25 protein-coding genes are annotated in these 23,711 nt (G+C 39.7%); 16 read left to right on the forward strand and 9 right to left on the reverse strand.

Going from position 1 to position 23,711, the window contains the following annotated elements; translation table 11 throughout:
* Positions 1-10: 10 nt before the first annotated feature.
* Positions 11-1,015 carry a (S)-8-amino-7-oxononanoate synthase BioU gene (gene bioU, locus ACE1CI_RS12625; protein WP_413266588.1) on the reverse strand — a complete coding sequence of 335 codons (1,005 nt, stop codon included), beginning with the start codon at positions 1,013-1,015 and terminating at the stop codon, positions 11-13.
* A 452-nt stretch (positions 1,016-1,467) separates the two neighbouring features.
* Here bioU and ACE1CI_RS12630 point away from each other — a divergent pair, with 452 nt between their 5' ends.
* From ACE1CI_RS12630 to ACE1CI_RS12675, 10 genes are all read left to right on the forward strand, one after another.
* Positions 1,468-1,677: a DUF2997 domain-containing protein gene (locus ACE1CI_RS12630; protein ID WP_413266589.1), complete on the forward strand. Its 210-nt coding sequence runs from the start codon at positions 1,468-1,470 to the stop codon at positions 1,675-1,677.
* A 46-nt stretch (positions 1,678-1,723) separates the two neighbouring features.
* Positions 1,724-2,110, forward strand: coding sequence for a DUF1257 domain-containing protein (locus ACE1CI_RS12635; RefSeq protein ID WP_413266590.1), 387 nt, complete (start codon positions 1,724-1,726; stop codon positions 2,108-2,110).
* Positions 2,110-2,562: a ferredoxin gene (locus ACE1CI_RS12640; RefSeq protein WP_413266591.1), complete on the forward strand. Its 453-nt coding sequence runs from the start codon at positions 2,110-2,112 to the stop codon at positions 2,560-2,562. Before ACE1CI_RS12635 ends, ACE1CI_RS12640 begins: the two co-directional genes overlap by 1 nt.
* 200 nt (positions 2,563-2,762) lie before the next feature.
* Positions 2,763-3,044 carry a PqqD family protein gene (locus ACE1CI_RS12645; protein ID WP_413266592.1) on the forward strand — a complete coding sequence of 94 codons (282 nt, stop codon included), beginning with the start codon at positions 2,763-2,765 and terminating at the stop codon, positions 3,042-3,044.
* Positions 3,031-3,495 (forward strand): lasso peptide biosynthesis B2 protein, encoded by a 465-nt coding sequence (locus ACE1CI_RS12650; RefSeq protein WP_413266593.1) that lies wholly within the window; start codon positions 3,031-3,033, stop codon positions 3,493-3,495. The genes ACE1CI_RS12645 and ACE1CI_RS12650 overlap by 14 nt, the downstream gene beginning before the upstream one ends.
* Positions 3,495-5,345 (forward strand): asparagine synthase-related protein, encoded by a 1,851-nt coding sequence (locus ACE1CI_RS12655; protein WP_413266594.1) that lies wholly within the window; start codon positions 3,495-3,497, stop codon positions 5,343-5,345. The genes ACE1CI_RS12650 and ACE1CI_RS12655 overlap by 1 nt, the downstream gene beginning before the upstream one ends.
* Positions 5,346-5,535: 190 nt before the next feature.
* Positions 5,536-6,471: a hypothetical protein gene (locus tag ACE1CI_RS12660; protein WP_413266595.1), complete on the forward strand. Its 936-nt coding sequence runs from the start codon at positions 5,536-5,538 to the stop codon at positions 6,469-6,471.
* A 26-nt stretch (positions 6,472-6,497) separates the two neighbouring features.
* On the forward strand, positions 6,498-7,646 hold the full coding sequence (locus ACE1CI_RS12665; protein WP_413266596.1) for a 50S ribosomal protein L11 methyltransferase: 1,149 nt from the start codon (positions 6,498-6,500) through the stop codon (positions 7,644-7,646).
* 98 nt (positions 7,647-7,744) lie between these two features.
* The gene (locus tag ACE1CI_RS12670; RefSeq protein WP_413266597.1) at positions 7,745-9,571 is read left to right on the forward strand and encodes an ABC transporter ATP-binding protein; all 1,827 of its coding nucleotides are present in this window, start codon (positions 7,745-7,747) and stop codon (positions 9,569-9,571) included.
* 6 nt (positions 9,572-9,577) lie between these two features.
* The gene (locus tag ACE1CI_RS12675) at positions 9,578-10,717 is read left to right on the forward strand and encodes a nucleotidyltransferase domain-containing protein (protein ID WP_413266598.1); all 1,140 of its coding nucleotides are present in this window, start codon (positions 9,578-9,580) and stop codon (positions 10,715-10,717) included.
* Between the two features lie 228 nt (positions 10,718-10,945).
* On the opposite strand, the gene ACE1CI_RS12680 is transcribed toward ACE1CI_RS12675, so the two are convergent.
* Positions 10,946-11,227 (reverse strand): YiaA/YiaB family inner membrane protein, encoded by a 282-nt coding sequence (locus tag ACE1CI_RS12680; protein ID WP_413266779.1) that lies wholly within the window; start codon positions 11,225-11,227, stop codon positions 10,946-10,948.
* A gap of 409 nt (positions 11,228-11,636) precedes the next feature.
* Here ACE1CI_RS12680 and ACE1CI_RS12685 point away from each other — a divergent pair, with 409 nt between their 5' ends.
* Entirely contained in the window at positions 11,637-12,215 is a 579-nt protein-coding gene (locus ACE1CI_RS12685) for a zinc-ribbon domain-containing protein (protein ID WP_496615436.1), read from the forward strand.
* Here the strand turns inward: ACE1CI_RS12685 and ACE1CI_RS12690 are convergent.
* A complete protein-coding gene (locus tag ACE1CI_RS12690) occupies positions 12,208-12,876 on the reverse strand; it encodes an SOS response-associated peptidase (RefSeq protein ID WP_413266777.1) in 669 nt (222 codons plus the stop codon). The two genes, ACE1CI_RS12685 and ACE1CI_RS12690, sit on opposite strands and share 8 nt — an antisense overlap.
* A gap of 19 nt (positions 12,877-12,895) precedes the next feature.
* Here ACE1CI_RS12690 and ACE1CI_RS12695 point away from each other — a divergent pair, with 19 nt between their 5' ends.
* The gene (locus ACE1CI_RS12695) at positions 12,896-13,504 is read left to right on the forward strand and encodes a glutathione S-transferase family protein (protein ID WP_413266776.1); all 609 of its coding nucleotides are present in this window, start codon (positions 12,896-12,898) and stop codon (positions 13,502-13,504) included.
* A gap of 11 nt (positions 13,505-13,515) precedes the next feature.
* Here the strand turns inward: ACE1CI_RS12695 and ACE1CI_RS12700 are convergent, their stop codons facing one another.
* The 3 genes from ACE1CI_RS12700 to ACE1CI_RS12710 form a co-directional block, all read right to left on the reverse strand.
* Positions 13,516-13,743 (reverse strand): DUF167 domain-containing protein, encoded by a 228-nt coding sequence (locus ACE1CI_RS12700; protein WP_413266775.1) that lies wholly within the window; start codon positions 13,741-13,743, stop codon positions 13,516-13,518.
* A complete protein-coding gene (locus ACE1CI_RS12705; RefSeq protein ID WP_413266774.1) occupies positions 13,727-14,146 on the reverse strand; it encodes a ribosomal maturation YjgA family protein in 420 nt (139 codons plus the stop codon). Before ACE1CI_RS12705 ends, ACE1CI_RS12700 begins: the two co-directional genes overlap by 17 nt.
* 186 nt (positions 14,147-14,332) lie before the next feature.
* Entirely contained in the window at positions 14,333-14,854 is a 522-nt protein-coding gene (locus tag ACE1CI_RS12710; RefSeq protein ID WP_413266773.1) for a DUF2231 domain-containing protein, read from the reverse strand.
* A gap of 432 nt (positions 14,855-15,286) precedes the next feature.
* Between ACE1CI_RS12710 and ACE1CI_RS12715 the strand changes: the two genes are divergently transcribed.
* The 3 genes from ACE1CI_RS12715 (at position 15,287) to ACE1CI_RS12725 (ending at position 18,253) form a co-directional block, all read left to right on the forward strand.
* Complete coding sequence (locus ACE1CI_RS12715) at positions 15,287-16,321, forward strand: hemerythrin domain-containing protein (RefSeq protein WP_496615437.1); 1,035 nt, start codon at positions 15,287-15,289, stop codon at positions 16,319-16,321.
* A gap of 345 nt (positions 16,322-16,666) precedes the next feature.
* Positions 16,667-17,713 carry a hemerythrin domain-containing protein gene (locus tag ACE1CI_RS12720; RefSeq protein ID WP_496615438.1) on the forward strand — a complete coding sequence of 349 codons (1,047 nt, stop codon included), beginning with the start codon at positions 16,667-16,669 and terminating at the stop codon, positions 17,711-17,713.
* A gap of 87 nt (positions 17,714-17,800) precedes the next feature.
* The gene (locus ACE1CI_RS12725) at positions 17,801-18,253 is read left to right on the forward strand and encodes a hemerythrin domain-containing protein (protein WP_413266770.1); all 453 of its coding nucleotides are present in this window, start codon (positions 17,801-17,803) and stop codon (positions 18,251-18,253) included.
* 194 nt (positions 18,254-18,447) lie between these two features.
* Here ACE1CI_RS12725 and ACE1CI_RS12730 read toward each other — a convergent pair whose 3' ends face one another.
* From ACE1CI_RS12730 to ACE1CI_RS12740, 3 genes are all read right to left on the reverse strand, one after another.
* Positions 18,448-19,308, reverse strand: coding sequence for an SDR family oxidoreductase (locus ACE1CI_RS12730; RefSeq protein ID WP_413266769.1), 861 nt, complete (start codon positions 19,306-19,308; stop codon positions 18,448-18,450).
* A 391-nt stretch (positions 19,309-19,699) separates the two neighbouring features.
* Positions 19,700-21,235 (reverse strand): FAD-dependent oxidoreductase, encoded by a 1,536-nt coding sequence (locus ACE1CI_RS12735; protein WP_413266768.1) that lies wholly within the window; start codon positions 21,233-21,235, stop codon positions 19,700-19,702.
* 128 nt (positions 21,236-21,363) lie between these two features.
* Positions 21,364-22,884, reverse strand: a complete 1,521-nt coding sequence (locus ACE1CI_RS12740; protein ID WP_413266767.1) for a phytoene desaturase family protein — start codon at positions 22,882-22,884, stop codon at positions 21,364-21,366.
* Between the two features lie 46 nt (positions 22,885-22,930).
* Between ACE1CI_RS12740 and ACE1CI_RS12745 the strand changes: the two genes are divergently transcribed.
* A complete protein-coding gene (locus ACE1CI_RS12745) occupies positions 22,931-23,659 on the forward strand; it encodes a hypothetical protein (RefSeq protein WP_413266766.1) in 729 nt (242 codons plus the stop codon).
* Positions 23,660-23,711: the final 52 nt, after the last annotated feature.

The following is a 23,711-nucleotide window of genomic DNA, read 5'->3' on the forward strand; positions in this document are numbered from 1 at the left end:
ACGTACCGATCTACTTGACAAATTGGGGCATAATTTCCGCAGCGGTGAATAAACCGTAAATACCTCTTTGATTTAAGGCTATTCCAGCTTTTAGATAACCGAAGGCGGGGCCACAAACGTTGGCTGCCATGCTGGTTTCATCGCCTAAAGTGAAGGTATGGGTGGAAATTTTGCCTTCAAAGGTTCTACCAGTTATTTGAACGTTGGTGCTCAAGGGTTTTTTCGGGTTGCGGGTATCGACGACTCCGCCGACTGTGACGCGATCGCGCGGACAAATTCCCGCTAGTTCCAGCATGATATCATCAGCGTGCTCCATATTTTCTAAAGCTAAAATGCCGTTAGTGCGATCGAGTAATGCTTCGACTTCGGCATCGCTCATGGCTACTGCTTTCTCTACGTTGTAACCTGGGATATGAGCGATATCTTCGCGAATTGTCGCCCGATAAGCTTCCCAGTTAGCAATTCCCACTCCAAAGGTAATTTTTACTGAGTGAATCTCTGCATAACTTTGTGCTGCTAACGCTGCTGCTGCGGTTAATAACCCCGGAGTTGCACCGCATCCAGCCATGTAAGTAATCCCTGCTGCTTGTAAACTATCTTTTAATTGCAGCATTTGTTCCACTGCACTGGTACGCTTGAGAGCATCAACTAAAACTCCACGCCAACCAGATTGAATGATTTCCTTGACTACAGAAGCCATAAAGGTATTAGGTAAATTTGGTAGTGCCAAAAAGTACCCATCTACATCTGCTTGGCTGATTAAATCAGAAATGCTGTTGTTACTTAAAGTACCGCCTGCTTCCAGGTAGCCGAGAGAACCTTGTGCTTGGTAGGTGGTGATGCAAGTATCGGGATTTAAACCTCTAGCGTCGTAAGCATAACCTTTTTTATCTGCCGCTGCTACCCAAATCATTTCTTGCTTGGGCGCGAGTATTCTAGCGGCTGCTTGTCCTAACCCACCAAAACCCAGCACTCCTACACGAATGGGACTTGTAAGTTGTTTTAGATTCATCATTCTTAACCTTAAATTTAAAGACAACCTTTAATTATCGAGCTATTTAGCTTAGGTCAGAGTTATTGAAAAATTTTATTAATATCGTCTTAGTCGTGTATGATACAAATCTTATCACATATATAGTGTAACTCTGCAAATGAAGGTACTAGATATAGTGGCTAAATAAGCGATCGGACAAAGGACTGCACTGATGGTAAGAGAAGTATCAATGCTTCTAAGGCTGGTGCTTCTGTCGTTGGGTATCTTGACTGCTAGGGCAAGTTAAGCGAAACTGACAAATAATTGAGGGATTAATCGCGTAAATAATAAGTTGTGTTGCGCTTTGATTCGATTTGCCACATTAGGTAAAGTGAATTAAAGACAAAATTGTTAGCATCTCGATCGAGAAGCTGCGACAGCACTGTTAAGTGCGATCGCCTAGTTCAATGATTATGTAGGTTACAACCAAGAGCATGGAAACACTAGAGTTTATCATTTATCCCGATGGGCGAGTAAAAGAAAAAGTTACTGGCATCATAGGGAACTCCTGTGCTGAGGTTACTGCTGCAATAGAAGCTCAACTTGGACAAGTACTAAGTCAGGAGGAAACTTCTGAGTATTTTGCTCAAGTATTAGAACAATCAAACACAGCAACGACCCAAGCGACTTTTAGTGAATGGTAAGTTGTTTTTTTTTGCAAATTTTACTTTGTTTTAATCATCAGAAACTATGTCACACTTTAGCCAAATCAAAACTCAACTCCGTAACCTTGTCTCCCTGCAAACTGCTTTGACAGACTTAGGGATTGATTGGAAATCTGGCCCTTGTCCGGTGCGCGGTTATCGCGGTCAAACTATTAATGCTGAAATTGCTATTGAGCAGGAAAATGGTTACGACATTGGTTTTAGATGGAATGGCAACGAATATGAATTAGTTGCCGACTTACAGTACTGGCAGCAACCTATCACTGTAGATAGATTTTTAAATAAAATCACTCAGCGTTATGCTTTCCAAACTGTATTGAATGAAACCGCTAAACAAGGTTTCCAAGTTGCTGAACAACAAAAAAATGAAGATGGTTCGATTCGCTTAGTAGTACAACGCTGGAGGGGCTAATGTCCGACTTTTCTCCCGCATCAGGAGATAATGACGGCGTAGCTCGATCGGGTCTAGAACCAGAGTTAGGTGGCTTTCTCAGAAACGATCCAGAACGCTCTGGTTTTGAGCCAGAACTTGGTGGTTCACTCCGACAAAAAGGTGTTTATGTAGATGAGATTACCTGCATCGGTTGTAAGCATTGCGCTCACGTTGCGCGTAACACCTTCTATATAGAACCTGATTATGGTCGATCGCGAGTAGTTCGGCAGGATGGTGACTCGGAAGAGTTAATTCAAGAAGCAATTGATACTTGTCCTGTCGATTGTATTCACTGGGTAGACTACACAAAGTTGAAAAAACTGGAAGCAGAACGCCAGTACCAGGTAATTCCAATGGCTGGGTTCCCAGTAGATCCGGCAATGGTTACTGCCAGAAGCCGTCAACAAAAGCGCAGGTCAAAAAAGCACTAAATTTGGTTTTCCATGCTTTCTTGGTTGCAGATTATATTGATTAGGGCTGTTTTGAGCAGCCTTTTTTGTTGAAGGCAGAGGGGCAGAGGGGCAGAGGGGCAGAGGGGCAGAGGGGCAAAGGAGAAGAGGAAATTGGGATAAGATAATTTTGAAGAGTAAAAACTAAAAACTAAAATCCAAAAACTAAAATCTAAAATCGAATGGGTATTACTTTTGAAATGCGAGTTTCTGTGCCGGAAGATGTTTTAATTCGGGAGTTAGATGGGGAGTCGGTGATTCTAAACCTGAAGAGTGAACGTTATTTTGGTTTGGATGAGGTAGGAACTCGGATGTGGGAAGTGCTTTCTACTTCGGAAACGATCGCCGCAGCCTATCAAACTTTATTATCAGAATATGATGTAGTTCCTGAGCAGCTAGAAACTGATTTGTCTAATTTGCTTCAACAACTGGTAGAACATGGGTTGATTAATGTTAGCAATTAATATTTGGCGTAAGTTAAAAGAACTTTCTTGGTCAGAACTAATGCTACTGATGCAGGCGTTGTTGTTGTTGCCATTGGTAGCTTTTGGGATAAAATGTTTTGGTTTTAGACGGTTTTATGGAGCGATCGCTAATCTTAACCCCAGAAAAGATAAAATGCAAAAAAGAGAAGGGATTAAGCAAGCTAAGGCGATCGCCAAATTAGTAGAAATTGCTAGCAGACATGGTTTATATAAACCTAATTGTTTACAGAAATCCTTGCTGCTTTGGTGGTTATTGCGACGACGAAGTATTGAAAGTAAATTAAGAATTGGTGTACGTAAACAAAAAGAATTATTAGAAGCTCATGCTTGGGTAGAATATCAGGGTTGTGTTTTGAACGATCGCAGCGATGTTGACCAACATTTTGCACCTTTTGCTGGGGCAATTCTACCAGTTGAGGTAAAAATATAATGAGTGGTATTGTCGGGATAATTAATCGGGATGGAAAACCAATTAACCCCGATTTGTTGCAGCAAATGACCCAATTTATGAGCTATCGAGGTCTAGATGCTCAACAGATTTGGCTAGATGGCAATGTGGGTTTTGGTCATACAATGCTACGAACTACTAAAGAGTCTTTGGAGGAGAAACAACCTTTTAGTTTAGATGGTATTTGGATTACTGCGGATGCGAGGATTGATGGTCGAGAAGAGTTAATTGAAAAGTTAAAGATTAATGCGGGAACAGATGTAGAATTAATTTTACGGGCTTATCAGATTTGGGGGGAAGATTGCGTACAATATTTGTTGGGTGATTTTGCTTTTGCCATTTGGGATGAAAGAGAGGAAAAGTTATTCTGTGCCAGAGATCATTTTGGTGTAAAGCCTTTTTATTATGCAGAAGTTGGGAATTGTTTAATTTTTAGTAATACGCTCAATTGTGTGAGGATTCATCCTGGGGTGTCGGATGAGTTGAATGATTTAGCGATCGCAGATTTTTTACTATTTGGTTACAACCAAGAACTCACTACAACTACTTTTGCCGATATTCAACGTTTACCACCAGCCCATTGTTTAATTTGGTCAGAGGAAGCGCTACAAATTAAACGCTATTGGACATTACGCACTGATGGTTTTATTCGCTATAAACGGGCAAGTGAGTATATAGAACATTTCCAAGAATTAATGGAAAAAGCGGTTAGTGACAGACTGCGAACAAATCAAATTGCTGTCTCGATGAGTGGAGGAATGGACTCTACAACTATAGCCGCTACAGCTTGCCAATCTCTACACAAACAAGGCGATACTTTTGATTTAAGAGCTTTCACCGTTGTCTATGATAAATTGATTCCAGATCAAGAACGTTACTATTCGGGATTGGTAGCAGAAACTTTGGGTATTTCGATTCACTACTTGGTTGCTGACAGTTATACTTTGTTTGGACAAGTAGAACAACCTTTGTTGCAACGTCCCGAACCTAGTAGTTTTTCTTGGTTAGCAATTGTTGCAGATCGATTACAAGAAATTGCTGCTCATAGTAGAGTTCTATTAGATGGAAATGGGGGCGATCCGGTTTTTTCTTCTTGGGGCGCTTACTTTTATTTTGCTCATTTGGTGAAAAACTGGCAATTCGATCGCCTGATCGCAGATACGATTGAGTATGTTGTCTCTCATAAAAGACTACCCCAACCGGGAGTGCGATCGCGCCTGAAGCAATGGTTAGGTATTCACCCGCCGCTACCTGCCTATCCCAAGTGGATAAACTCTGATTTTTCCGCTAAATTGGACTTGCCTGGAAGATGGGAACAGTTTTATCGGGAAAAACCCCTAATTCATCCAATCCGTCCAGAGGCATATCAACAGCTTACCAATTCAGGTTGGTCTTATCTGTTTGAAAACTATGATCCGGGAGTAACAAGTTTGCCTGTGGAGGTACGATATCCCTTTTTTGACTTGCGTCTGGTAAATTATCTATTGGCAATTCCACCAGTGCCTTGGTGCTTAAATAAAGAACTGATGCGGGTGGCGATGAAGGGTATTTTACCGGAGTCGGTGCGGATGCGTCGGAAAAGTCCCTTGTTGGGAGATCCCACAACTGCACTTTTGCAGCAAACTGGAACGCAAGCGATCGATCGATTTGAAGCTGCACCAATGTTAGCTAAATATGTCGATCGCAATGCAATACCGTTAGTTTCAGGAACAGAACAGGATGCAATTGAAGCCTGCATTAATCTGCAACCATTGAATCTCAACTACTGGTTACAAAATCTGGCTCTAGTTAACCATAAATTAGCAAAGGATAAACAATATGAATTCCCATAATCAAACATTCTCCAAAAAAAGCTATCACAGCCCTAAATTAGTTATTTACGGTGATATCCGTCAACTAACAACTAGTCAGAACATATCCACACCTTACAGGGATACTGCTGCAATTACAGATTTCCCTAGTAACAAGACGACCTTTTCTTGAGGCAAAAGACAGCCACCTAATCAGTACCACAATAAACTAGTGTTTTCTTATTCTGTGTATGGTCTACAACTGCATTCTGATAAACTAATTCCGGGGTTAGTGCCTTTACAAACTACCGCTGAAGTAGATGTTAGGGTGTGGTTAGATTTGATGCCATCTTGGTTGGATGAAACTGTCGAGCTGGCAGAAGGGAAAAGGGTAAGAGAATTACGGGATGGTGCTTATCTGGGAATTACTTATGAAGATGGTACCAAATTCATTGTTGAGCGATCGGGTCAAGAAATTTGGGCAACTTGGCCCGATAATTTAACCTTAGAGGATACCGCTACCTATCTGCTGGGGCCAATTTTGGGCTTTGTGTTGCGTTTGCGTGGTGTAGTATGTCTGCACGCCAGCAGCATCCAAGTTGGCGACAAGTGTATTGCTATAGTTGGCGCAGCAGGTGCGGGTAAATCTACAACCGCTGCTGCTTTTGCCAAAGCTGGTTTTCCCATCCTATCAGATGATGTTGTACCACTTGTGGAACGGAATAACTGTTTTTTGGTACAACCAGCTTATCCGCGTGTGCGCCTGTGGCCTAACTCGGTAGAGATTTTGTACGGTATGCCGGATGCTTTGCCTTGTTTGACACCGAACTGGGATAAACGTTTTTTAGATTTAACTCAAGAAGGTTTTCAATTTCAGCAGCAACCTTTACCTTTAGGTGCTATTTATATTTTGGGCGATCGCAGTACTATTCCAGAAGCTCCTTTTCTTGAGTCTATACCTGCTCATCAAAGTTTGATTGCCTTAGTGACAAACACTTATGCTAATAGTTATTTGGATAAAGTAATGCGTGCTCAAGAATTCGATTTTTTGAGTCGGGTTGTAGCAAATGTGCCAGTGCGAAAGGCAATTTCTAATACAGATCCAGCCTGTTTGTCAAAATTTTGCCATTTAATATTAGAGAATTTTATGGTAATAGGTAATAGATAATATTAATTAGCCCTTACGAATTACTAATGTATAGTATTTCTGGATATGGCAGCATGATTGCTGACAAAGGACGCATGGACGCTTATGTTAAAGCACTGCGTCAGACAGTAAAACCCAATTCTGTAGTAGTAGATATCGGAACTGGTACGGGAATTTTTGCTCTGCTTGCTTGTCAGTGTGGGGCGAGGAAAGTTTACGCCATTGAACCTAGTGATGCAATTCAAGTGGCGAAAGAAATTGCTACAAAAAATGGTTATGGCGATCGTATTATTTTTATTCAAGATGTCTCAACTAAGGTAAAAATACCCGAACTCGCTGATGTAATTGTTTCTGATATTCGGGGAATGTTGCCATTATTTCAGCAACATATTCCCGCAATTATAGATGCAAGAAAGCGTCTGCTTGCTGATGGTGGCATCCTCATTCCTCAGCGTGATATCTTGTGGGCAGCAGTAGTGGAAGTGCCGCATTTGTACGATCGCATTGTCGATGTTTGGGATAACAATATTTATGGTTTAAATATGACAGCGGCGCGGCAAATTGTAATTAATAATTGGGGTAAAGGTTGGATAGCACCAGCACAACTTTTAACCCTACCGCAATCTTGGGCGATCTTAGATTATCCTACTATAGAAAGTCCTGATATTAGCGCTCAATTAAGTTGGACTGTAGCGCGAAGTGGAACTGGTTATGGAGTAAGTATTTGGTTTGATGCAATTTTAGCAGAAGGTGTGGGTTTTTCGACTGCACCTGGTATGCCAGAACTCGTTTATGGCAATGGTTTTCTTCCTTGGTTAAAGCCTGTTTTTTTAGAAGTTGGTGATACAATTTCGGTAAATTTGCAGGCTAATTTGGTTGGTAATGATTATATTTGGCGGTGGAATACTTGTATTTTACATCAGGGTGATTCGAGTCAAGTTAAAGCGACTTTTCAGCAATCAACTTTTTTCGCTACGCCGCTTTCTCCGGTACAGTTGCGTAAGAGTAGTTCTGCTTATTTACCGAGTTTGAATGAAGATGGAGAGATCGATCGCTTAATCTTAGAATTAATTGGCGAGGGTATAATGTTAGGCGATATTGCTACTCAAGTTCAGGAAAAATTTCCTACTTGCTTTGCCAATTGGCAAGATGCTTTAACAAGAGTTGGTAATCTCGCTCAGAAATATAGCAAATAATAAATCTGGTTCGTTGTGAGGACTTTAGTCCTTTTATGCGAGGAGTATACGACTAAAGTCGCTACAACGAACAATAACTTAAATAGGATAGTTGAACCATGAGAAAATTTAGCTTTTTGCAGCAGAAAATAAAAAATGGTTTTAGTCAGCTTCCTTATTTAGTAAAAGCTTTTGATTTAGTTTGGCAAGCTGCAAAAAAATGGACTGTTATTTGGGCGATTTTGTTAATTATTCAGGGGTTGTTACCAGTTGCAACTGTTTATTTAACTCAGCAGATAGTTGATAGTTTGGTAGCTGCTTTAAATGTGGGAGTTTCTCAGGAAAAAGTTATCCCAATTTTAATTTTAGTTGCTTTGATGGGGGGAGTTTTATTATTAACTCAAGTTTTGGGAAGTTTCTTAAGTTGGGTGCGTACTGTTCAATCAGAATTAGTTAAGGATTATATTAGTGCTTTGATTCATAAAAAGTCGCTGTCAGTGGATTTTGCTTTTTATGAGTCGGCGGAATATTACGATCGCCTACACCGCGCCAGACAAGATGCGTTTTTTCGCCCAACTGCGTTATTAGAAAATAGCGGAAGTTTGGTACAAAATGGCATTACTTTAATCGCAATGGCGGCAGTTTTAACTCAATTTGGTGTTTGGATACCTGCGGCATTATTAATTAGTACTTTACCCGCTTTTGCCGTAATTTTAAATTATAGTAAACAAAATTATAACTGGTGGATAAAAACAACTGCTGATGAAAGACGTAGTTGGTATTACTATTACTTACTGACAGAAAAAAATTCGGCAGCGGAATTAAGGATTTTTGAATTAGGCGATTATTTTCAGTCTGCTTATCAGAGTTTACGGCGTAAGTTACGTGCCGAAAAGGTTAATTTAGCAAAGAATGAGAGTTTGGCGAATTTGGGTGCTGGTGCGATCGCGCTTTCAATCACCGCCTTTGCTTTAACTTGGATGGTATGGCAAGTTTTGCAAAAACGAGTAACTTTAGGAGACTTAGCATTATTTTACCAAGCTTTTAACCAAGGTCAAACATTGATGCGAAGTTTGCTACAAAACTTAGGTCAAGTTTACAGCAATATGCTATTTTTAGGCAATCTTTTCGAGTTTTTAGAATTATCGCCCCAAGTAATAGATCCTCCTACCCCAAGCTTAACCCCCAAAAACTTAAACCAAGAAATTAAATTTGAAAATGTTTCTTTTTGGTATCCAAATAGGAAAAAAGCGGCTTTAGAAAACTTTAATTTAACTATTCCATCGGGAAAGATTGTCGCCATTGTCGGCGCAAATGGTGCGGGTAAAAGTACCTTGCTAAAACTGCTTTGTCGCTTGTACGATCCTCAACAAGGAAAAATCACTTGGGATGGAATTGACTTGCGCGATTTGCAAATTCAAAACTTACGCAGATTAATTACGGTTTTATTTCAACAACCAGTTGATTATAATGCTTCTGTTGCTGAAAATATTGCTCTTGGTGACTTATTAGCTACTGCCAAATTGCCGGAAATAGCTAATGCTGCTGAAGCTGCGGGTGCAACAGAAATTATCGATCGTTTACCTGATAATTACAATACACTTTTAGGTAAATTATTTGCTGGTGGCGTGGAACTTAGCGGTGGTGAATGGCAAAGAATAGCTTTAGCAAGGGCTTTTCTGCGTCAGGCTCCTTTAATTATTTTAGATGAACCGACTAGCGCAATGGATTCTTGGGCGGAAGCAGATTGGTTGGAGCGATTTTGTCAATTAGCTAAAGGGAGAACAGCTATTATTATTACCCATCGTTTTACTATTGCTAGACGTGCTGATATTATTCATGTTATGTCAGATGGTGAAATTGTAGAATCAGGGTGCCATGATGAGTTATTAGCTCTTGGGTGTCGTTATGCTCAATCGTGGAAAAGTCAAATGCAGGTAAATTAAAAGTTAATGAAAAACTTAAAAGAAAACCAATCATTAATAACCTTAATTTTACGGGGAAGATGGGATAAAACAGCGTTACAAGTGGCGCAAGAAATAGTGACAAATAGTAATATAGATTGGGATAATTTATGCGAATTTGTATATAATGAAGCTTTGGCTCCACTGCTGTATCGAATTTTACGGAATGAAGATTGGTTGCCTGAAAATGTACAAATAGAATGGCGAAATGCCTATTATCAAAATGCTTGCCGTAATACTTTATTGCTGAAAGAATTGGGTAATGTGTTGCAAAATTTGGCAGATGTTGGAGTAGATGTAATTGTCCTTAAAGGTGCAGCTTTGGCAGAAAAGGTTTATGGCGATATTGCTGTTAGACAGATGGTAGATTTGGATTTATTGATTCACCCGGAAGATTTACCAATTGTTAGAAAAGTTGTGGCGAGTTTGGGTTATCAGCTTGCAGGTGTGGAAATGCAATCTGGTTTTAATGAAGAGTTTCGCAATGAGGAAATTCATTGGAAGCAGGGATTAGTAAATGTTAATTTAGATTTGCATTGGAAATTAGTTAGCCCAGTTTATTATCAACGGACTTTTTTAACTGATTGGTTTTGGGAAACGGCTATCCCGACTAAAATTAGTGGTTCTCCGGCTTTTATTTTAGGTAATGAAGCGCAAATTGTTTATTTATGTGCTCATTTAATGTTGCATCATGGGGGAAATAGTTTACTTTGGTTACATGATATTGCTGAGGCGATCGCCTTTTCCCCCACACAAATAGATTGGGATTTAGTTATTAGCAAAGCCCAAACTTACAATTTAGTATTATCAGTACAACAAATTTTGCTGCGAGTAGCTGATGAATGGAAAGCGGAAATTCCGGGGAATGTGCGATCGCAATTAGCCACTTTAAAACCTTCTTGGGAAGAAATCAGAGCTTATTCTTGGCAAAATAAAACAATGGTTTTACGCTTATTTGATGATTTAGCAGGTGCAAAAGATTGGCTGACTCGTTTACATATCGCTTGGGATACATTATTTCCTAGTCGCGCTTATATGCAGCATCGTTACGAAATTCCCCATCCTTTACTTATTCCTTTATATTACCCCTATCGTTGGTTACGAGGTTTTAGAAAAGTTTCTGGTTGATTAAGTAGGTGCAAATAAATAAAGTGATAATAGTTATATGAGGATGGGGCGGGCTCTCCTGCCCACCCCACAAGAAAGCTCTAACTCTTGTGGGGTGGGCAGGAGAGCCCGCCCTGGTTTTCACTTTATTTACATCTACCTACTTATTTGGTAAGTTTGTTGTGAGGACTTTAGTCCTTCTTTCTACGCTTATTAGGACTGAAGTCCTCACAACAAACGATATTAAAATTACTTGAGTGGATGATGTTCTGTTAAGATTTTTTCGACTCTGGCTTCGTCAATTCTGGCTGTTAATTTTGAGGCTTCATGATTGTCTCTAACGGTTTTAGCTAAAGTAAATGTAGAACCGACCGAAAATAGTACACCCATTCCCATATAACCTTTTACCCAACCATCAACTGGTAAATAAATTATCCCGATGGAGGTAGCGGAAAGAGAAAGAACAAAGGAAAGCCAAACTTGAATAATCCAAGCTGTCGTATCTTTTTGATTGTTAAGTGGTTGTTGCATAATGTCTCCTATAAGAAGGATGAAAAGTTTGGTTATCTGTTATGCTTTAGATCTTCTAATTAGTTTTTCCCCTTAATAAATTTGCAGTGACAGTTTGTTAACTGGGTGAAATAAATCAAAGATTATTAACCGTAAATAGGGGTTTTGTCAGCTAATTTGCTATTAAAGATGGGGACAGTTTCGTAACTGACACAGGAATCAATCATCTCTTAGTTAGATGTTGCAAGAAACGTATTTTTGTAAAGAAAAGCAATTTATTATAAATAATTTGGTGAAAGGTAAGCGATCGCACCAAATTCATCTTCCAATAAAGGAGAAAAATAGTAAAACTCGATCGGGTATTTTCTCCTAAGTAATTATGTGGAAAACTGTTTTACACTATATATTAGTCTGTATTTTGGTTGCAAACATGAATACTTACTTAGGCAACCTGGGTAGTGGGCAACAAGTTTACGTTGAAAATCAGGGAACGCAAACGATCGTCACACTTTTCAGCAGTAGTCCAGGACAACAACAAAGTCAAAGCAACAGTTTTCCCACAGGTTCTTGGGTAAAACCGCCAGCTTTGTTTCGCACTGCATCTGGGGCAATTTTGCAAATTCAAACTCAATCAGGTAATCAGTTTGTAAGTCTGCAAACTAGTGGAATGAGTAGTTTAAATGAAACTCCTTCTTTGAGTAATGCAGAAAATATTCCCCTGCAACAAACAGAAAAAAATCCCACATCGACAACGCCTTCTATGACACCAATGCAACCAATGGAACCCATGAAACCAATGGAACCAATGAAACCAATGGAACCGATGCGAATGGGTGATATGGAAATGCAAATGTCGCCCACAATGCAAATGCGAATGGGAAATATGGAGTTAAAAATGCCGCCGATGGGAACAGGAACACCAACCAAAGGTGGTTTTTGTACTCAATGTGGTAATCAAGTAAGTGAGCAAGATCAATTTTGCGATCGTTGCGGTCATAAAGTTAAATAGGTTGAATACATTCTGCGCGATCGTTTTTCGGGTTATTCACTTTTGTACTAACAGGATAAGCGGTCATTTCCTCCGTAGGGTAGGGTTGCAGAAACGATTGTAACAATTCGATTTTTTTTGCTTCTGGCTCTAACCATTGGTCATAATTTTTGTCGGCAAGAATTACAGGCATTCGGTCATGAATTGGACGCATTAATTCATTGGCTTCTGTAGTCAAAATTGTACAAGTTTCTATTGGTTCACCCTCCCCTTTTTCCCAATGTTCCCACAAACCCGCAAAAGCAAAAGGTTCGCCATTTTCCAAGCGGAAATAAAAGGGTTGTTTTTCCCCATTTTGAGTTTGCCATTCATAAAAACCATCTGCTAAAATTAAACAGCGTCGCTTTTTAAAAGCTGCACGAAAGGCTGGTTTTTCGGCAACTGTTTCGGCTCTTGCGTTAATTAGCTTTGCTCCCATTTTCGCATCTTTTGCCCAACTGGGAATTAAACCCCAACGTAACATTTTAAATTGGCGTTCTGAACTTTCTGAATCTACTAAAACTGTTGCGATTTGTTGAGTTGGCGCGATGTTATATCTGGGAGAAATTTCAGGAACTTCTTTGACTTGGAACTTGTCAGCTATAGCTTCGGCTAATTGGGTAAAACTGTATCTGCCACACATAAATTTTAGGTAATTGCTGATGTATAAATTATACGAATTTTTCTCTTCAGGTAACTGCTATAAACTCCGACTTCTGTTGACTCAATTAGATATTCCTTTTCAAAGAATACAAGTTGACATTCTGAAAGGAGAAAGCCGAACTCCTGAGTTTTTACTCAAAAATCCTAATGGGAGAACTCCAGTTTTAGAAATTGAGACTGGGAAATTTTTAGCGGAATCAAATGCCATCCTTTTTTATTTGAGTGAAGAAACTGATTTTTTGCCAACGGACTCTTTTGAAAAGGCGCAAGTGTTGCAATGGTTATTTTTTGAACAGTACAGCCACGAACCTTATATTGCCACTTCTCGATATTGGATCTCGATTTTAGGAAAAGCTGAAGAATACCGGGAAGCACTCCACCAAAAAAGAGCCGGGGGTGAGGCTGCATTAAAAGTAATGGAAAAGCATTTAACTGAACATCAATTTTTTGTTGGTGAACGTTATACTATTGCTGATATTGCTTTGTTTGCTTATACTCATGTGGCTGATGAAGGAGGTTTTGATTTATCCGAATTTCCGGCTATTCAAGCTTGGATAAAGCGAGTACAAGCGCAGCCAAAACATATCAGTATTACACAACAAGTATAGCAAAAATAAATTTAGGAATCAGTGTCTATTTCTACTAATTTTGTTCTTGAGGATAGACCTGATTTAATGGTAATTTGAGATTTGGAGACGTTAAACTTTTGGGCTAAAAGTTTAATCAACTCTTCATTGGCTTTGCCGTCAACTGGTGGTGATTTTAAATGTACAATTAGACTACCGTCGGCTTCTTCTTGAATATTTTGCTGTTTAGAATTGGGTTTAACTTTAACTTGTTTTTTCATGCTTGTGTCCTTTTCGCAAAAGTTGACGCAACCACAACCAACCGAGAAAACAACCTATTAAATAGTAAACAAGGTCTTGCCAATCAAAATGGGTTCCTAGCGTCATTCTTCCCCAAAAGGTATAGCGAAATCCTTCTAAAAATGGTGGTTTCCAAAGTTGGAGGAATTCTATTATACTGTTAACAGTGAAAACCCAAAGGGGAATTTGTTTGGCTGCTGAAGGAGTGGGAAAGAAGAAAAAGAGTATTAAACACCAAAAGATTTGGTAGAGAATATCACCAGCATAATTGTCAATCCAGGTTTGAGCAGGGCCGTTATAAAATTTAGTCAAAAAGCCTAGTGGTGTAACAATTAGTAGTGAAAGTAGAGTGAATAGACGGATTTTGGTTTTGTTATAACTCAATTTTTTACCTCTATTAGACTGAATCTAGATCCCCTCGCAGATCCCCGACTTCTTCAAGAAGTCGGGGATCTGCGAGGGGATCTGGGAACATCGGGAGACAAACAAAAACCTATCTGAGTTAAATTATCCCTCAGATAGGTGTGTTTTTTGAGAGGCAAATTGTAGTGATGAGATCTTTTGATTGGGTTATGATTGATTGCGATCGGTATACCCAATGACAGCTATTTTGTGTCGATATACTAATTCGCCACCATACCAACCAGAAAGACCGAGAAGCAATGCCACAATAATCGAAATAACTAGTCCTGTGGGTACAACTGCGCCAGCGACATTTCCCCAACGCAATACTAAGTTAATAATTGATAGAGTTAAAACCGCTATATTGAGGATCATGTGAGCCCAACCTGCGGTACGTTTGCGGACTCTTTCTATGCCAAAAAAGTCCATTAATCCTGTAGCTGCTGCTAATAAACCTATTACAACTCCAGCAACTAATAGCCAAAAAGCGCCTCTTGCCCAAAACAAATCTTTTGTAAAGAAATAGAGTAAATCGCAGACTGGTACTGCTACTAAAAAAGCAATTGGTAAAGTGACAATTACGGGATGAATGGGATGTCCTGCGATCGCTACTGTACTAGTGACACCGCTATCTTGATACTCTGATTGATGGCTTTCAATTAGTGGGGGAAGATTTGGAGTTTGTGTCATATTTCTCTCAAGTTGTTTGGTTCGCCTAATTAGGTTTTTTGCTAGTCAGTGTTTGACTATCAGAAATTGCTTTAGCAAGACAACATATCCCAGTTGCAAATTTTCTGAGGATAACTTTATACAGGGAATCGTACAGCTTTAATCTATATCATTAGCAAAAAAAGTGTATCTATCTCACGAAGTAGATGATAGATAATTTTTATGTATCTCCCAGTAGAATGGCAAGCAAATATTAGAGTTTTTTATGAGTTACATATAATATGTGTTCGGAAAAACATTAAAATTATTTATTATTAAACCCAATCAGAGGTTAAATAGAATTTAATCGGTTTTAACTCCGTCAAAAGAGAGAGGTAATTGCTGTTTTCCTATTGCAGGATCGGACTAGATAAGTTTGACGATTTTAAAAGAATAAACACAGAGGAGAACAACATGGTATCGACTCTTGACGACACCAAGCGCATTGCTATTGCTAGTAAATTAGCAGACATGAAAGCTATCCAAAAGTTAATCATCAGCAATGAGCAAATGCTGCTGAATGCTTGCGGAGATCAAGAAATCTGCAATCGAGTGCGGGATATGCTCAATGATGACCAGAAAAATATGGGGGTTTTAGAAACAGTAATTGTTCAATACGGTGTCAAAGCAGAGCCGAAACAAACGACACAAGAACTGGTTGAGAAAACTCAGAAATTGATGCAGGGTTCTGAGCTATCTTTGTATGAAAAGTTCTCTCAGCATGAACTTTTGAAACACGCCCAAGTAATGAAAGGGTTGTTAGTTCATAAAGCAGCACAAGTTGTGGGTGCTGATATTGAAGCGGCAATTACTCCTTTAAATACCGTCAATTTTGAAAATCGGGCGCACCAAGAACAATTGAAAGGTATTTTAGAAGTTTTGGGTGTGCGGGAACTGACTGGAAAAGATCCCGATCAAGGTATTTGGGCGAGAGTGCAAGATGCGGTTGCTGCTTTCTCTGGTGTTGCTGGTAGCGTGCTCACCCAAAATTCTGGTATGTCCGATATGACAATTGAGCAAATTATTCGCATGGATCATGCCAAAGCTAACACCTTGTTCATGGAAATTGAAGGTGCTAAAGATCCCCAAAAAGCACAAGAATACTTTGGTCAACTTTACAAAGATTTGACCGCGCACGCTAAGGCGGAAGAACAAGTTGTTTACCCAGCAGTACGTCCTTATTACCAAAAGACACAAGACTTGTATCAAGAGCAAGCTGAACAAGAAAGAATGCTCAATCAAATCATGTCTTTGAGTCCTGCTTCTCCTGCTTTTAAAGATCAAGTTAAGGAGTTAGCAAAGATGACTCAGCATCACATTAATCAAGAAGAAAACGAAATGTTCCCCAAAATTCGGGATAATTTCAGCAGCGCTCAACAGCAACAAATGGCGAGTGAGTTCAAAGCTGCTAAGAGCAAATTGCAAGACCAAATGGTTTCTATGAAGTAATTTGAGCCAGCTACACAACAAGCTAAGTTCAGATCTTGCACTCAAAGGAGGTTCCACCTCCTGTGTCCTCGTTCCCTGGTTGAACCTGGGAACGAAGAATGGAGGCTCTGCTCAGGAGTGCAAGATCTGAGTAAGTTAAATCTAGAGGCTTAATTTAATAGCCTCTAGATTTTTTGGGCGTTTTGTCATTAGTAATTTGACGGAATTTATCTAATAATTTAGAAATATTTATTTCCTGCTAATTGGCATTTTTGATCGGTCGAGAGACGGATGAATTAAGTATAAATTGTATGACATTCTCAAGGTATGGACTAATTCCATAATTAACGAGGAAGGAAACACGAGATGGTTAAAAGTTTAGATGATGTAAAGCGTTCTGCTATTGCTATGGAATTGGCAGATATGGCAGAACTTCAAAAGTTGCTGATTGCTAATGAGCAAAGGTTTATTTCCGAAGTTTCCGATCCTGATATTCGCGATCGCTTCCAAAAGATGCTGGATGACGATCAAAAGAATATGGGCGTTTTAGAAACTGTCATGGTGCAGTATGGTGTGAAAGCGGAACCTCGCGATATCACCAAGCAAATGATTGAGCAAGCTCAGAAATTAATGTCAGGTTCGGAATTAAAATTATTCCAAAAAGTAGGACAGCACGAACTATTAAAGCATAAGCAAGTAATGGCTGGACTTTTAGTTCACAAATGCTCGCAAGTTGTGGGTGCTGATGTTGCGGTTGCGATCGGTCCTTTAAACACCATTAACTTTGAAAATCGCGCTCATCAAGAACAACTCAAAGGAGTAATTGAGCTTCTGGGAACTCGCGAATTAACTGGCAAAGAACCCCAACAAGGAGTTTGGGGAAGAGTGCAAGATGCAGTCGCCGCTTTATCAGGTGTATTTGGTAGCGCCGTTACCCAAAACTCTGATAAACAAGACATGGACATCCGCGATTTAATCAGATTAGATCACAACAAGGTAAATACAATCTTCACCGAAATGGGTGCGACTGAAGATGTTGCCAAACTGGAAGAATTATTCGGTCAAATGTACAAAGACTTGTTGGCGCACGCTAAAGCTGAAGAAGAAGTTGTTTATCCCAGAGTTCGCCCCTTCTACGGTAATGACAACACCCAAGAACTGTTTGATGAACAAGCAGAAATGGAGCGAATGTTGAATGAAATTATGTCAATCAGTCCGGCAGATTCTCAGTTCAAAGAGAAAATTAAGCAATTGATGGATGCAGTTGGCGATCACGTTCGTCAGGAAGAAAGCACCATGTTCGCTGCGATCGGTGACAATTTAAACGAACAAGAACGCGAACAATTAGCTAGCGAATTCAAATCAGCTAAGAGCCAGATTCAAGATGAAATGGTTGCTTCCATGAATCAGTAATTAATTGCTCTTTTAACAATTTCATTTCCCACCATTTTACAGGTGGTGGGATTTTTGTTAATACTGCATTTTTCGGGAGAAATGACAATGAATGTGATTGAATTAATTAAATCCGACCATCGCAAGGTCGAGTCTTTGTTCTCAGAAATGGAGAAGACTAAAGACTCCAAAAAAATGCAAATGTTGTTTGACGAAATTTACACTGAGTTAACTTTACACGCGAAAGTTGAAGAGTTAACCCTCTACCCAAGTATGCGGAATTACGATGAAACTCATGACATGGTAGAGGAAGCTGAAGAGGAACATACTGAAGCTAAGGTACTATTGGAAGAACTTAAATCCATGAGTCCTAGCGACCCTGATTTCAAAGCTAAAATTGAGGAATTAAAAGAAGCTGTTCAGCATCACGTAGAAGAAGAAGAAAGCGAAATTTTACCTTCTGTCAGTGATAGCATGGATGAACAAGAAATGAAGGAACTCGCTAAGGAGTTTCAAGAAGCTAAAAGCAAGTTAGAAAAAGAGATTTCTGCTGCTAGTTAGTCAATGAAGAGACTTACAGCAATACACCCTAGAAACCCGGTTTCGCAGAAGAAACCGAGTTTCTTTGTGCTTACAGCAATACACCCTAGAAACCTTTCTTTGCTTTGTGCCTCCGACTGAAAGGTGCGTTACGCTTTCGCTAACGCACCCTACAATGCGTACTCAACAAGTAAGAGATTGAGAGTTAAATTAGTTTAAGCGTTGACAACTTCGCCGCCATTTGGATGTAAGATTTGACCAGACATATAAGAAGAATCATCTGATGCTAAAAATACATAGCAAGGGGCGATTTCTTCTGGTTGTCCTGGACGTTGCATTGGTACTTGTTTACCAAAGCTGGCAACTTTATCTTCTGGGAAAGTTGCGGGAATTAATGGTGTCCAAATAGGGCCAGGTGCGACACCGTTAACGCGAATTTTCTTTTCAGCTAGGGATTGGGAAAGCGATCGCGTAAAGGCAACAATTGCTCCTTTAGTTGAGGAGTAATCTAGCAATTGTTGATTACCTTTATAAGCGGTAACAGAAGTAGTGTTAATGATGGCGCTGCCTTCTTTGAGATGCTTCAGTGCAGCTTTGGACAGGTAAAACATGGAGAAAATATTGGTGCGGAAAGTGCGCTCCAACTGTTGGGCAGTAATATCTTCTATGCTTTGTTGCGGATGTTGTTCAGCAGCGTTATTAACTAGAATATCGAGCTTTCCTAACTCATCAACTGTCTTTTGTACTACTTCTTGGCAGAACTTTTCATCGCCGATATCACCTGCTAGAGTTATACATTTACGACCTTCTTGTTCTACCAATTTCTTGGTTTCTTCAGCATCGTTGTGTTCGTTCAAATAGACGATCGCTACATCTGCACCTTCTTTCGCAAAAAAGATCGCCACTGCACGACCAATTCCACTATCACCACCAGTAATTAAAGCTACCTTATCGCGTAACTTTCCACTACCTTGATATTTAGGATCATCTGATTTTGGTTTCGGAGTCATTTCTGACTCAATTCCCGGTTGTTGCTCCTGATGTTGAGGTGGTTGTAATTGTTCCTTCGTTTGCATAGTATTCTCCTAGAGAATCCTGAAATATTTGCACCCTAAATTGACAGCAACCCAAAACTAAAATTGTGCTTTTTAAACTTGGAAAATAACCAACTAATTACTAGTAATATAGAGCGTTTACTACTGGCGATCGCTCTGAGGGAAACTTTAATTTCCTCGCCAGTAATAACTAAGTGGAGGAAGCGACAAAAACTCCACACCGCCCTTTAATCTTTGGCATTTTTACACCGTTTGTACATCTGCCGTCGCTCTCCTTCGATGCACAATAATGGGACACAGCGACACAACTCCCATCCGATGCAAAATTCTGCATTATTCAGTTATGCTTCAGGTTAACAATTACCAGTTTTTGCTTTATCAACCTACGGGTAGAAAACGCCCAAATCCTAACTCAACCTTTGGTTGCATTGCTAGTAGGAAGAGGTTTTTGATTTAAATCAGTAATTGGTGGGCCATTTAACACTTCACCTGTAGTACTAAAACGTCCCCCATGACAAGGACAATCCCAGGTTTTTTCCGCATTGTTCCAGTTAACAATACAACCAGCATGAGTACAAACAGGTGATAAAGAACACAAATCACCTCTTTCATCGCGGTAAACTGCATATTTCTTACCATCAATGTCAACAATTTTCCCTTCACCTATTGGCACTTGGGAAAGTTCTTTAACATCAGATCTAAACCTGTCAGCAATAAAATGTTTGGCAACACCCACATTTTCCGTAACGAATCTTTGCACGCCAGCTAAAAGATTTGCCCGGTTAGGATCGTAAAGTTTAGTCCAAGGATTTTCCCGACCCAAAATTAAGTCACTCAGCAACATTCCGCCAATAGTACCGAAAGTCATGCCGTTACCTGAATAACCAGTAGCAACATAAATGTTATTGTTAGCAGCAGTTTTACCAATGTAAGGCAAACCATCGGCGGGTTCATAAAGTTGAGATGACCAATGATAGTCAATTGATTTCACATTGTAACGAGCTTTTACATAAGTTTCTAACTGTTCGTAACACTGCTGATTATTGACTTCTTCTCCGGTTTTGTGATCTTCACCTCCGACAATTAAAATGTTTCCATAACTGCGGGTATAATGATAGGGTGAATCGGTGTCCCAAAACAGTCCTACGGGTGCTGGAGAATGCAAACTTACCCCAATTACATAAGAACGATAAGGGGCAATTTTGGTTGACATTACATACAAATCTGGCAGACTTGAAAGGTTATGAATTGGTGTGTGAGTGGCAAGAATTACATTTTTAGCTGCCACAATTCCATGTTCGGTGTAAACATCATTAACCGGATTACTGTTGATTTTAGTAACAGGCGTTTCTTCAAAAACAAAACTGCCGTGACCATTCACAGATTTTGCTAATCCTTGTAAATATTGCAGGGAATTAAACTGTGCTTGATTGGGAAATAAAAGTGCAGCTTTTACGGAAATTGGTAACGGTACATCAGTAGTTAAAGAAGTTTTGATACCTAATTTCTGTGTTGCTTCTGCTTCTTGTTCTATTTCCGAAATGTCTTGAGTATTTTCGGTGTAAAGATATCCTGGTACTCTTTGAAAGTCGCAATCAATCTTTTCTTGGGCAACAATTTCGGCAATACATTCGATCGCCACTCGACTAGATTGCGCTACTAATTTAGCATCCTTTTCCCCCAAAGAAGAAATCATACTTTTGTAGCGTTCATCAGCAGCTTCCGTAATATGTGCAGTTGTGTATCCAGTTACACCACTGCCGATTTTTCCTGCTTCTAAAACTGCCACAGTTAACCCCGCACGCTTCAACAATAAAGCAGCTGTTAACCCAGTAATTCCCCCACCAACTATAGCGACATCGACAGAAATGTTACCGCCTAAAGGTGGAAATTTTGTAGTTTCTGTGGTATCCATCCAAACAGATACAGAGGTTCCTGGTAAATTCATTATTCTTATTCCAATTACTCCTCTATCTGGGATAACGTTTCTACTGTCAAACAGGGATCGGTTAATAGGAATAAAAAGAATCTATCTTTTCGCAGATGTTAACTCAAAAGTAAAAGTTTAACTTTCAATTAACGGTAAATTTCAGTTAGCAACTCGGCATTTTGTTGGGGGGAAACCAAAGTATTGGCGCATAAAATACCGGAAGCAGCAACAGCGGGAACACCAATTCCCGGTAAAGTGCTATCACCAACGCGATATAATCCAGGGATAGGAGTATTGAAACTGGGAAATGTACCTTTACCTGCGGCAATTGCTGGGCCATAAGTTCCTTGATATCTGCGTAAGTAATAGCTATGAGTTAAGGGTGTACCAATAAGTTCTAAAACGATGCGATCGCGCAGGTCTGGAATGATTTTTTCTAAGGCGGAGAATAGGGATTGCGATCGCTCTTTTTTCCTCTCCAAATAACCCGCATCCCTCTGCCAATTCTCGAAAGGTTCCAAAGTATAAGCATGAACCACATAATGTCCCTCTGGTGCTAAATTTGCATCCCAAACAGAAGGAATCGAAATCATACAAGTATTCCCAGGTTCAGTAATATCTTTGTTACTATCATGAACAACCACATGATGACCAGTTAAATTCTCTAAACCTGCTGCCCGAATTCCCAAATGTAAGTGCATAAAGCTATCAACCGCCGGAGTTTGCAGGGAGTTTTGCCGATAATTTACTGGTAAATCTTCAGGACGCAATAACTGAGTGTAAGTGTCCCAAATCGTCGCGTTAGAAATTACAATAGGTGCTTTAATAACTTCCCCATTTCGCAACTTAACGCCGCCAACTTTCCCCGATTCCAAAAGTATTTGCTCAACATGAGCATTTAATTTAATTTTACCGCCCCAACGTTCCAAACCTCTAACTAAAGCATCAACAATTGCCCCACTTCCCCCAATAGGATAATCAACCCCAATATTGTTACGTTCTCCCAACATGAAAGCGACTTCAGGGGCGATCGTTCCTTCAGCTTTTAGCCCAGAAAGTAAAAAACATTCTAAATCAATTAATCTTCTCACCCAAGGATCTGTTATTTCTTGATTCATTATGTTACCAACAGAACCTTGAATAATTCCTAAATGGGGTAACAATTTGAATAGAGAAGGTAAATATTTGACCAACAAAATCGGAATCATTTGTAAATCTGCCCTTAAAGCTATGGTTGGGATATCTTTTAAAGCTTCATAGAGAGATAACAAACGTTTTTCAAATCTGGAGAGTTCGATCGCACCTAGCGGCGTAATTTTCGCTAATTCTTCTCGGTAACGTTCCGAATTACTATAAACCGGAAAAGTGCATTCAGGAAAATGATAATGCCCTAAAGGATCGTAACTAATTGTGGGTAAAGATTCACCTAAAACCGCTAAAACTTGCCTTAAAGGATTCAGACTTTTTGGGTTATTTAAACCACAATAAAAAGATGGGCCAGAATCAAAATTAAAACCCCGACGAGAGAAATTGTGCGCTGCACCACCCGCGATAGTGTGACTTTCACAAACTAGGACTTTTTTGCCATAACGCGCCAGTAAAGCAGCTGCGGTTAACCCACCAATGCCGCTACCGATTACGATTACATCTAATTGCTGTTGCTGCATTTTTGCTCCTGAAAAATTTAGTTAAAACATCAATGATAAAAGTCAGGTGGTTGGCTACAGCTACGAAACAGACGAAAAAGGCTTTATTTCAGGTTTTTTCAGCCCCTTCATTTGGGATAAAACCAATGGAATAAGTAAGCTGAGTGGTGACGGTTTATCTCAGCTGATCGATCGAGGATATAAGAATATATTACCCACAGATATAAACAACTCTGGTCAGGTACTTGCTGGAGCATTCAACCCTGAAGTTGATGAGTCGGGGATAGGTGTCTATTGGGACAAAGACAGTGGATTTATTTCGACGGGTATTGGTGTAGTTGAAGATGCCTACGTTTTGGGGATTAACGATTTAGGCCAAATAGTTGGTAGTGGATTTAATGATAATAGATTTGGTGGCTACATCTGGCAAAAAAATACTCCTACTATCAATCTGAATTTTTTCCCCAGTGGTTTCAACAACTTAGGTCAGGTAGTTGGTCAATCAAGAGAGAAGACTTACCTTTGGGATAAAAACACTGGATTAGTTGACCTTGACCAGGTACTTTCTACTTTTGGCTGGTCAATAGAAATTAACGATCGCGAAGATGGTCGCGGTAATTTACTCATCAACAACGCAGGACAAATTTTTGGCACTGGCTTTTTTAACGGGGAACGTCGTGCTTTCTTATTAACACCTGATAATACAAAGTCGGTTCCAGAACCTGCAACTGCTTTGGGAGTTTTCGCTTTTGCTGCGTTTGCAGCTGCCTCTAAAATGAAACGCCAAAGACAATAGAAATAGAAGGAAATAATTTTGCCCGGTAAAACATCAGTTTACCGGGTATTTC

The sequence above is a fragment of the Floridaenema flaviceps BLCC-F50 genome, from assembly GCF_041929275.2.
Classification (GTDB): Bacteria; Cyanobacteriota; Cyanobacteriia; order Cyanobacteriales; family Aerosakkonemataceae; genus Floridanema; species Floridanema flaviceps.

Bases quoted from the DNA above. Each gene is read 5' to 3' on its own strand.
- ACE1CI_RS12685 (WP_496615436.1), top strand. From the start codon at position 11,637: ATGAATACTTACTTAGGCAACCTGGGTAGTGGGCAACAAGTTTACGTT.
- ACE1CI_RS12635 (WP_413266590.1), top strand. From the start codon at position 1,724: ATGTCACACTTTAGCCAAATCAAAACTCAACTCCGTAACCTTGTCTCC.
- ACE1CI_RS12735 (WP_413266768.1), bottom strand. From the start codon at position 21,235: ATGAATTTACCAGGAACCTCTGTATCTGTTTGGATGGATACCACAGAA.
- ACE1CI_RS12730 (WP_413266769.1), bottom strand. From the start codon at position 19,308: ATGCAAACGAAGGAACAATTACAACCACCTCAACATCAGGAGCAACAA.
- ACE1CI_RS12700 (WP_413266775.1), bottom strand. From the start codon at position 13,743: ATGAAAAAACAAGTTAAAGTTAAACCCAATTCTAAACAGCAAAATATT.
- bioU (WP_413266588.1), bottom strand. From the start codon at position 1,015: ATGATGAATCTAAAACAACTTACAAGTCCCATTCGTGTAGGAGTGCTG.
- ACE1CI_RS12725 (WP_413266770.1), top strand. From the start codon at position 17,801: ATGAATGTGATTGAATTAATTAAATCCGACCATCGCAAGGTCGAGTCT.
- ACE1CI_RS12720 (WP_496615438.1), top strand. From the start codon at position 16,667: ATGGTTAAAAGTTTAGATGATGTAAAGCGTTCTGCTATTGCTATGGAA.
- ACE1CI_RS12695 (WP_413266776.1), top strand. From the start codon at position 12,896: ATGTATAAATTATACGAATTTTTCTCTTCAGGTAACTGCTATAAACTC.
- ACE1CI_RS12665 (WP_413266596.1), top strand. From the start codon at position 6,498: ATGTATAGTATTTCTGGATATGGCAGCATGATTGCTGACAAAGGACGC.
- ACE1CI_RS12670 (WP_413266597.1), top strand. From the start codon at position 7,745: ATGAGAAAATTTAGCTTTTTGCAGCAGAAAATAAAAAATGGTTTTAGT.
- ACE1CI_RS12650 (WP_413266593.1), top strand. From the start codon at position 3,031: ATGTTAGCAATTAATATTTGGCGTAAGTTAAAAGAACTTTCTTGGTCA.
- ACE1CI_RS12740 (WP_413266767.1), bottom strand. From the start codon at position 22,884: ATGCAGCAACAGCAATTAGATGTAATCGTAATCGGTAGCGGCATTGGT.
- ACE1CI_RS12715 (WP_496615437.1), top strand. From the start codon at position 15,287: ATGGTATCGACTCTTGACGACACCAAGCGCATTGCTATTGCTAGTAAA.
- ACE1CI_RS12640 (WP_413266591.1), top strand. From the start codon at position 2,110: ATGTCCGACTTTTCTCCCGCATCAGGAGATAATGACGGCGTAGCTCGA.
- ACE1CI_RS12680 (WP_413266779.1), bottom strand. From the start codon at position 11,227: ATGCAACAACCACTTAACAATCAAAAAGATACGACAGCTTGGATTATT.
- ACE1CI_RS12710 (WP_413266773.1), bottom strand. From the start codon at position 14,854: ATGACACAAACTCCAAATCTTCCCCCACTAATTGAAAGCCATCAATCA.
- ACE1CI_RS12690 (WP_413266777.1), bottom strand. From the start codon at position 12,876: ATGTGTGGCAGATACAGTTTTACCCAATTAGCCGAAGCTATAGCTGAC.
- ACE1CI_RS12630 (WP_413266589.1), top strand. From the start codon at position 1,468: ATGGAAACACTAGAGTTTATCATTTATCCCGATGGGCGAGTAAAAGAA.
- ACE1CI_RS12675 (WP_413266598.1), top strand. From the start codon at position 9,578: ATGAAAAACTTAAAAGAAAACCAATCATTAATAACCTTAATTTTACGG.
- ACE1CI_RS12655 (WP_413266594.1), top strand. From the start codon at position 3,495: ATGAGTGGTATTGTCGGGATAATTAATCGGGATGGAAAACCAATTAAC.
- ACE1CI_RS12645 (WP_413266592.1), top strand. From the start codon at position 2,763: ATGGGTATTACTTTTGAAATGCGAGTTTCTGTGCCGGAAGATGTTTTA.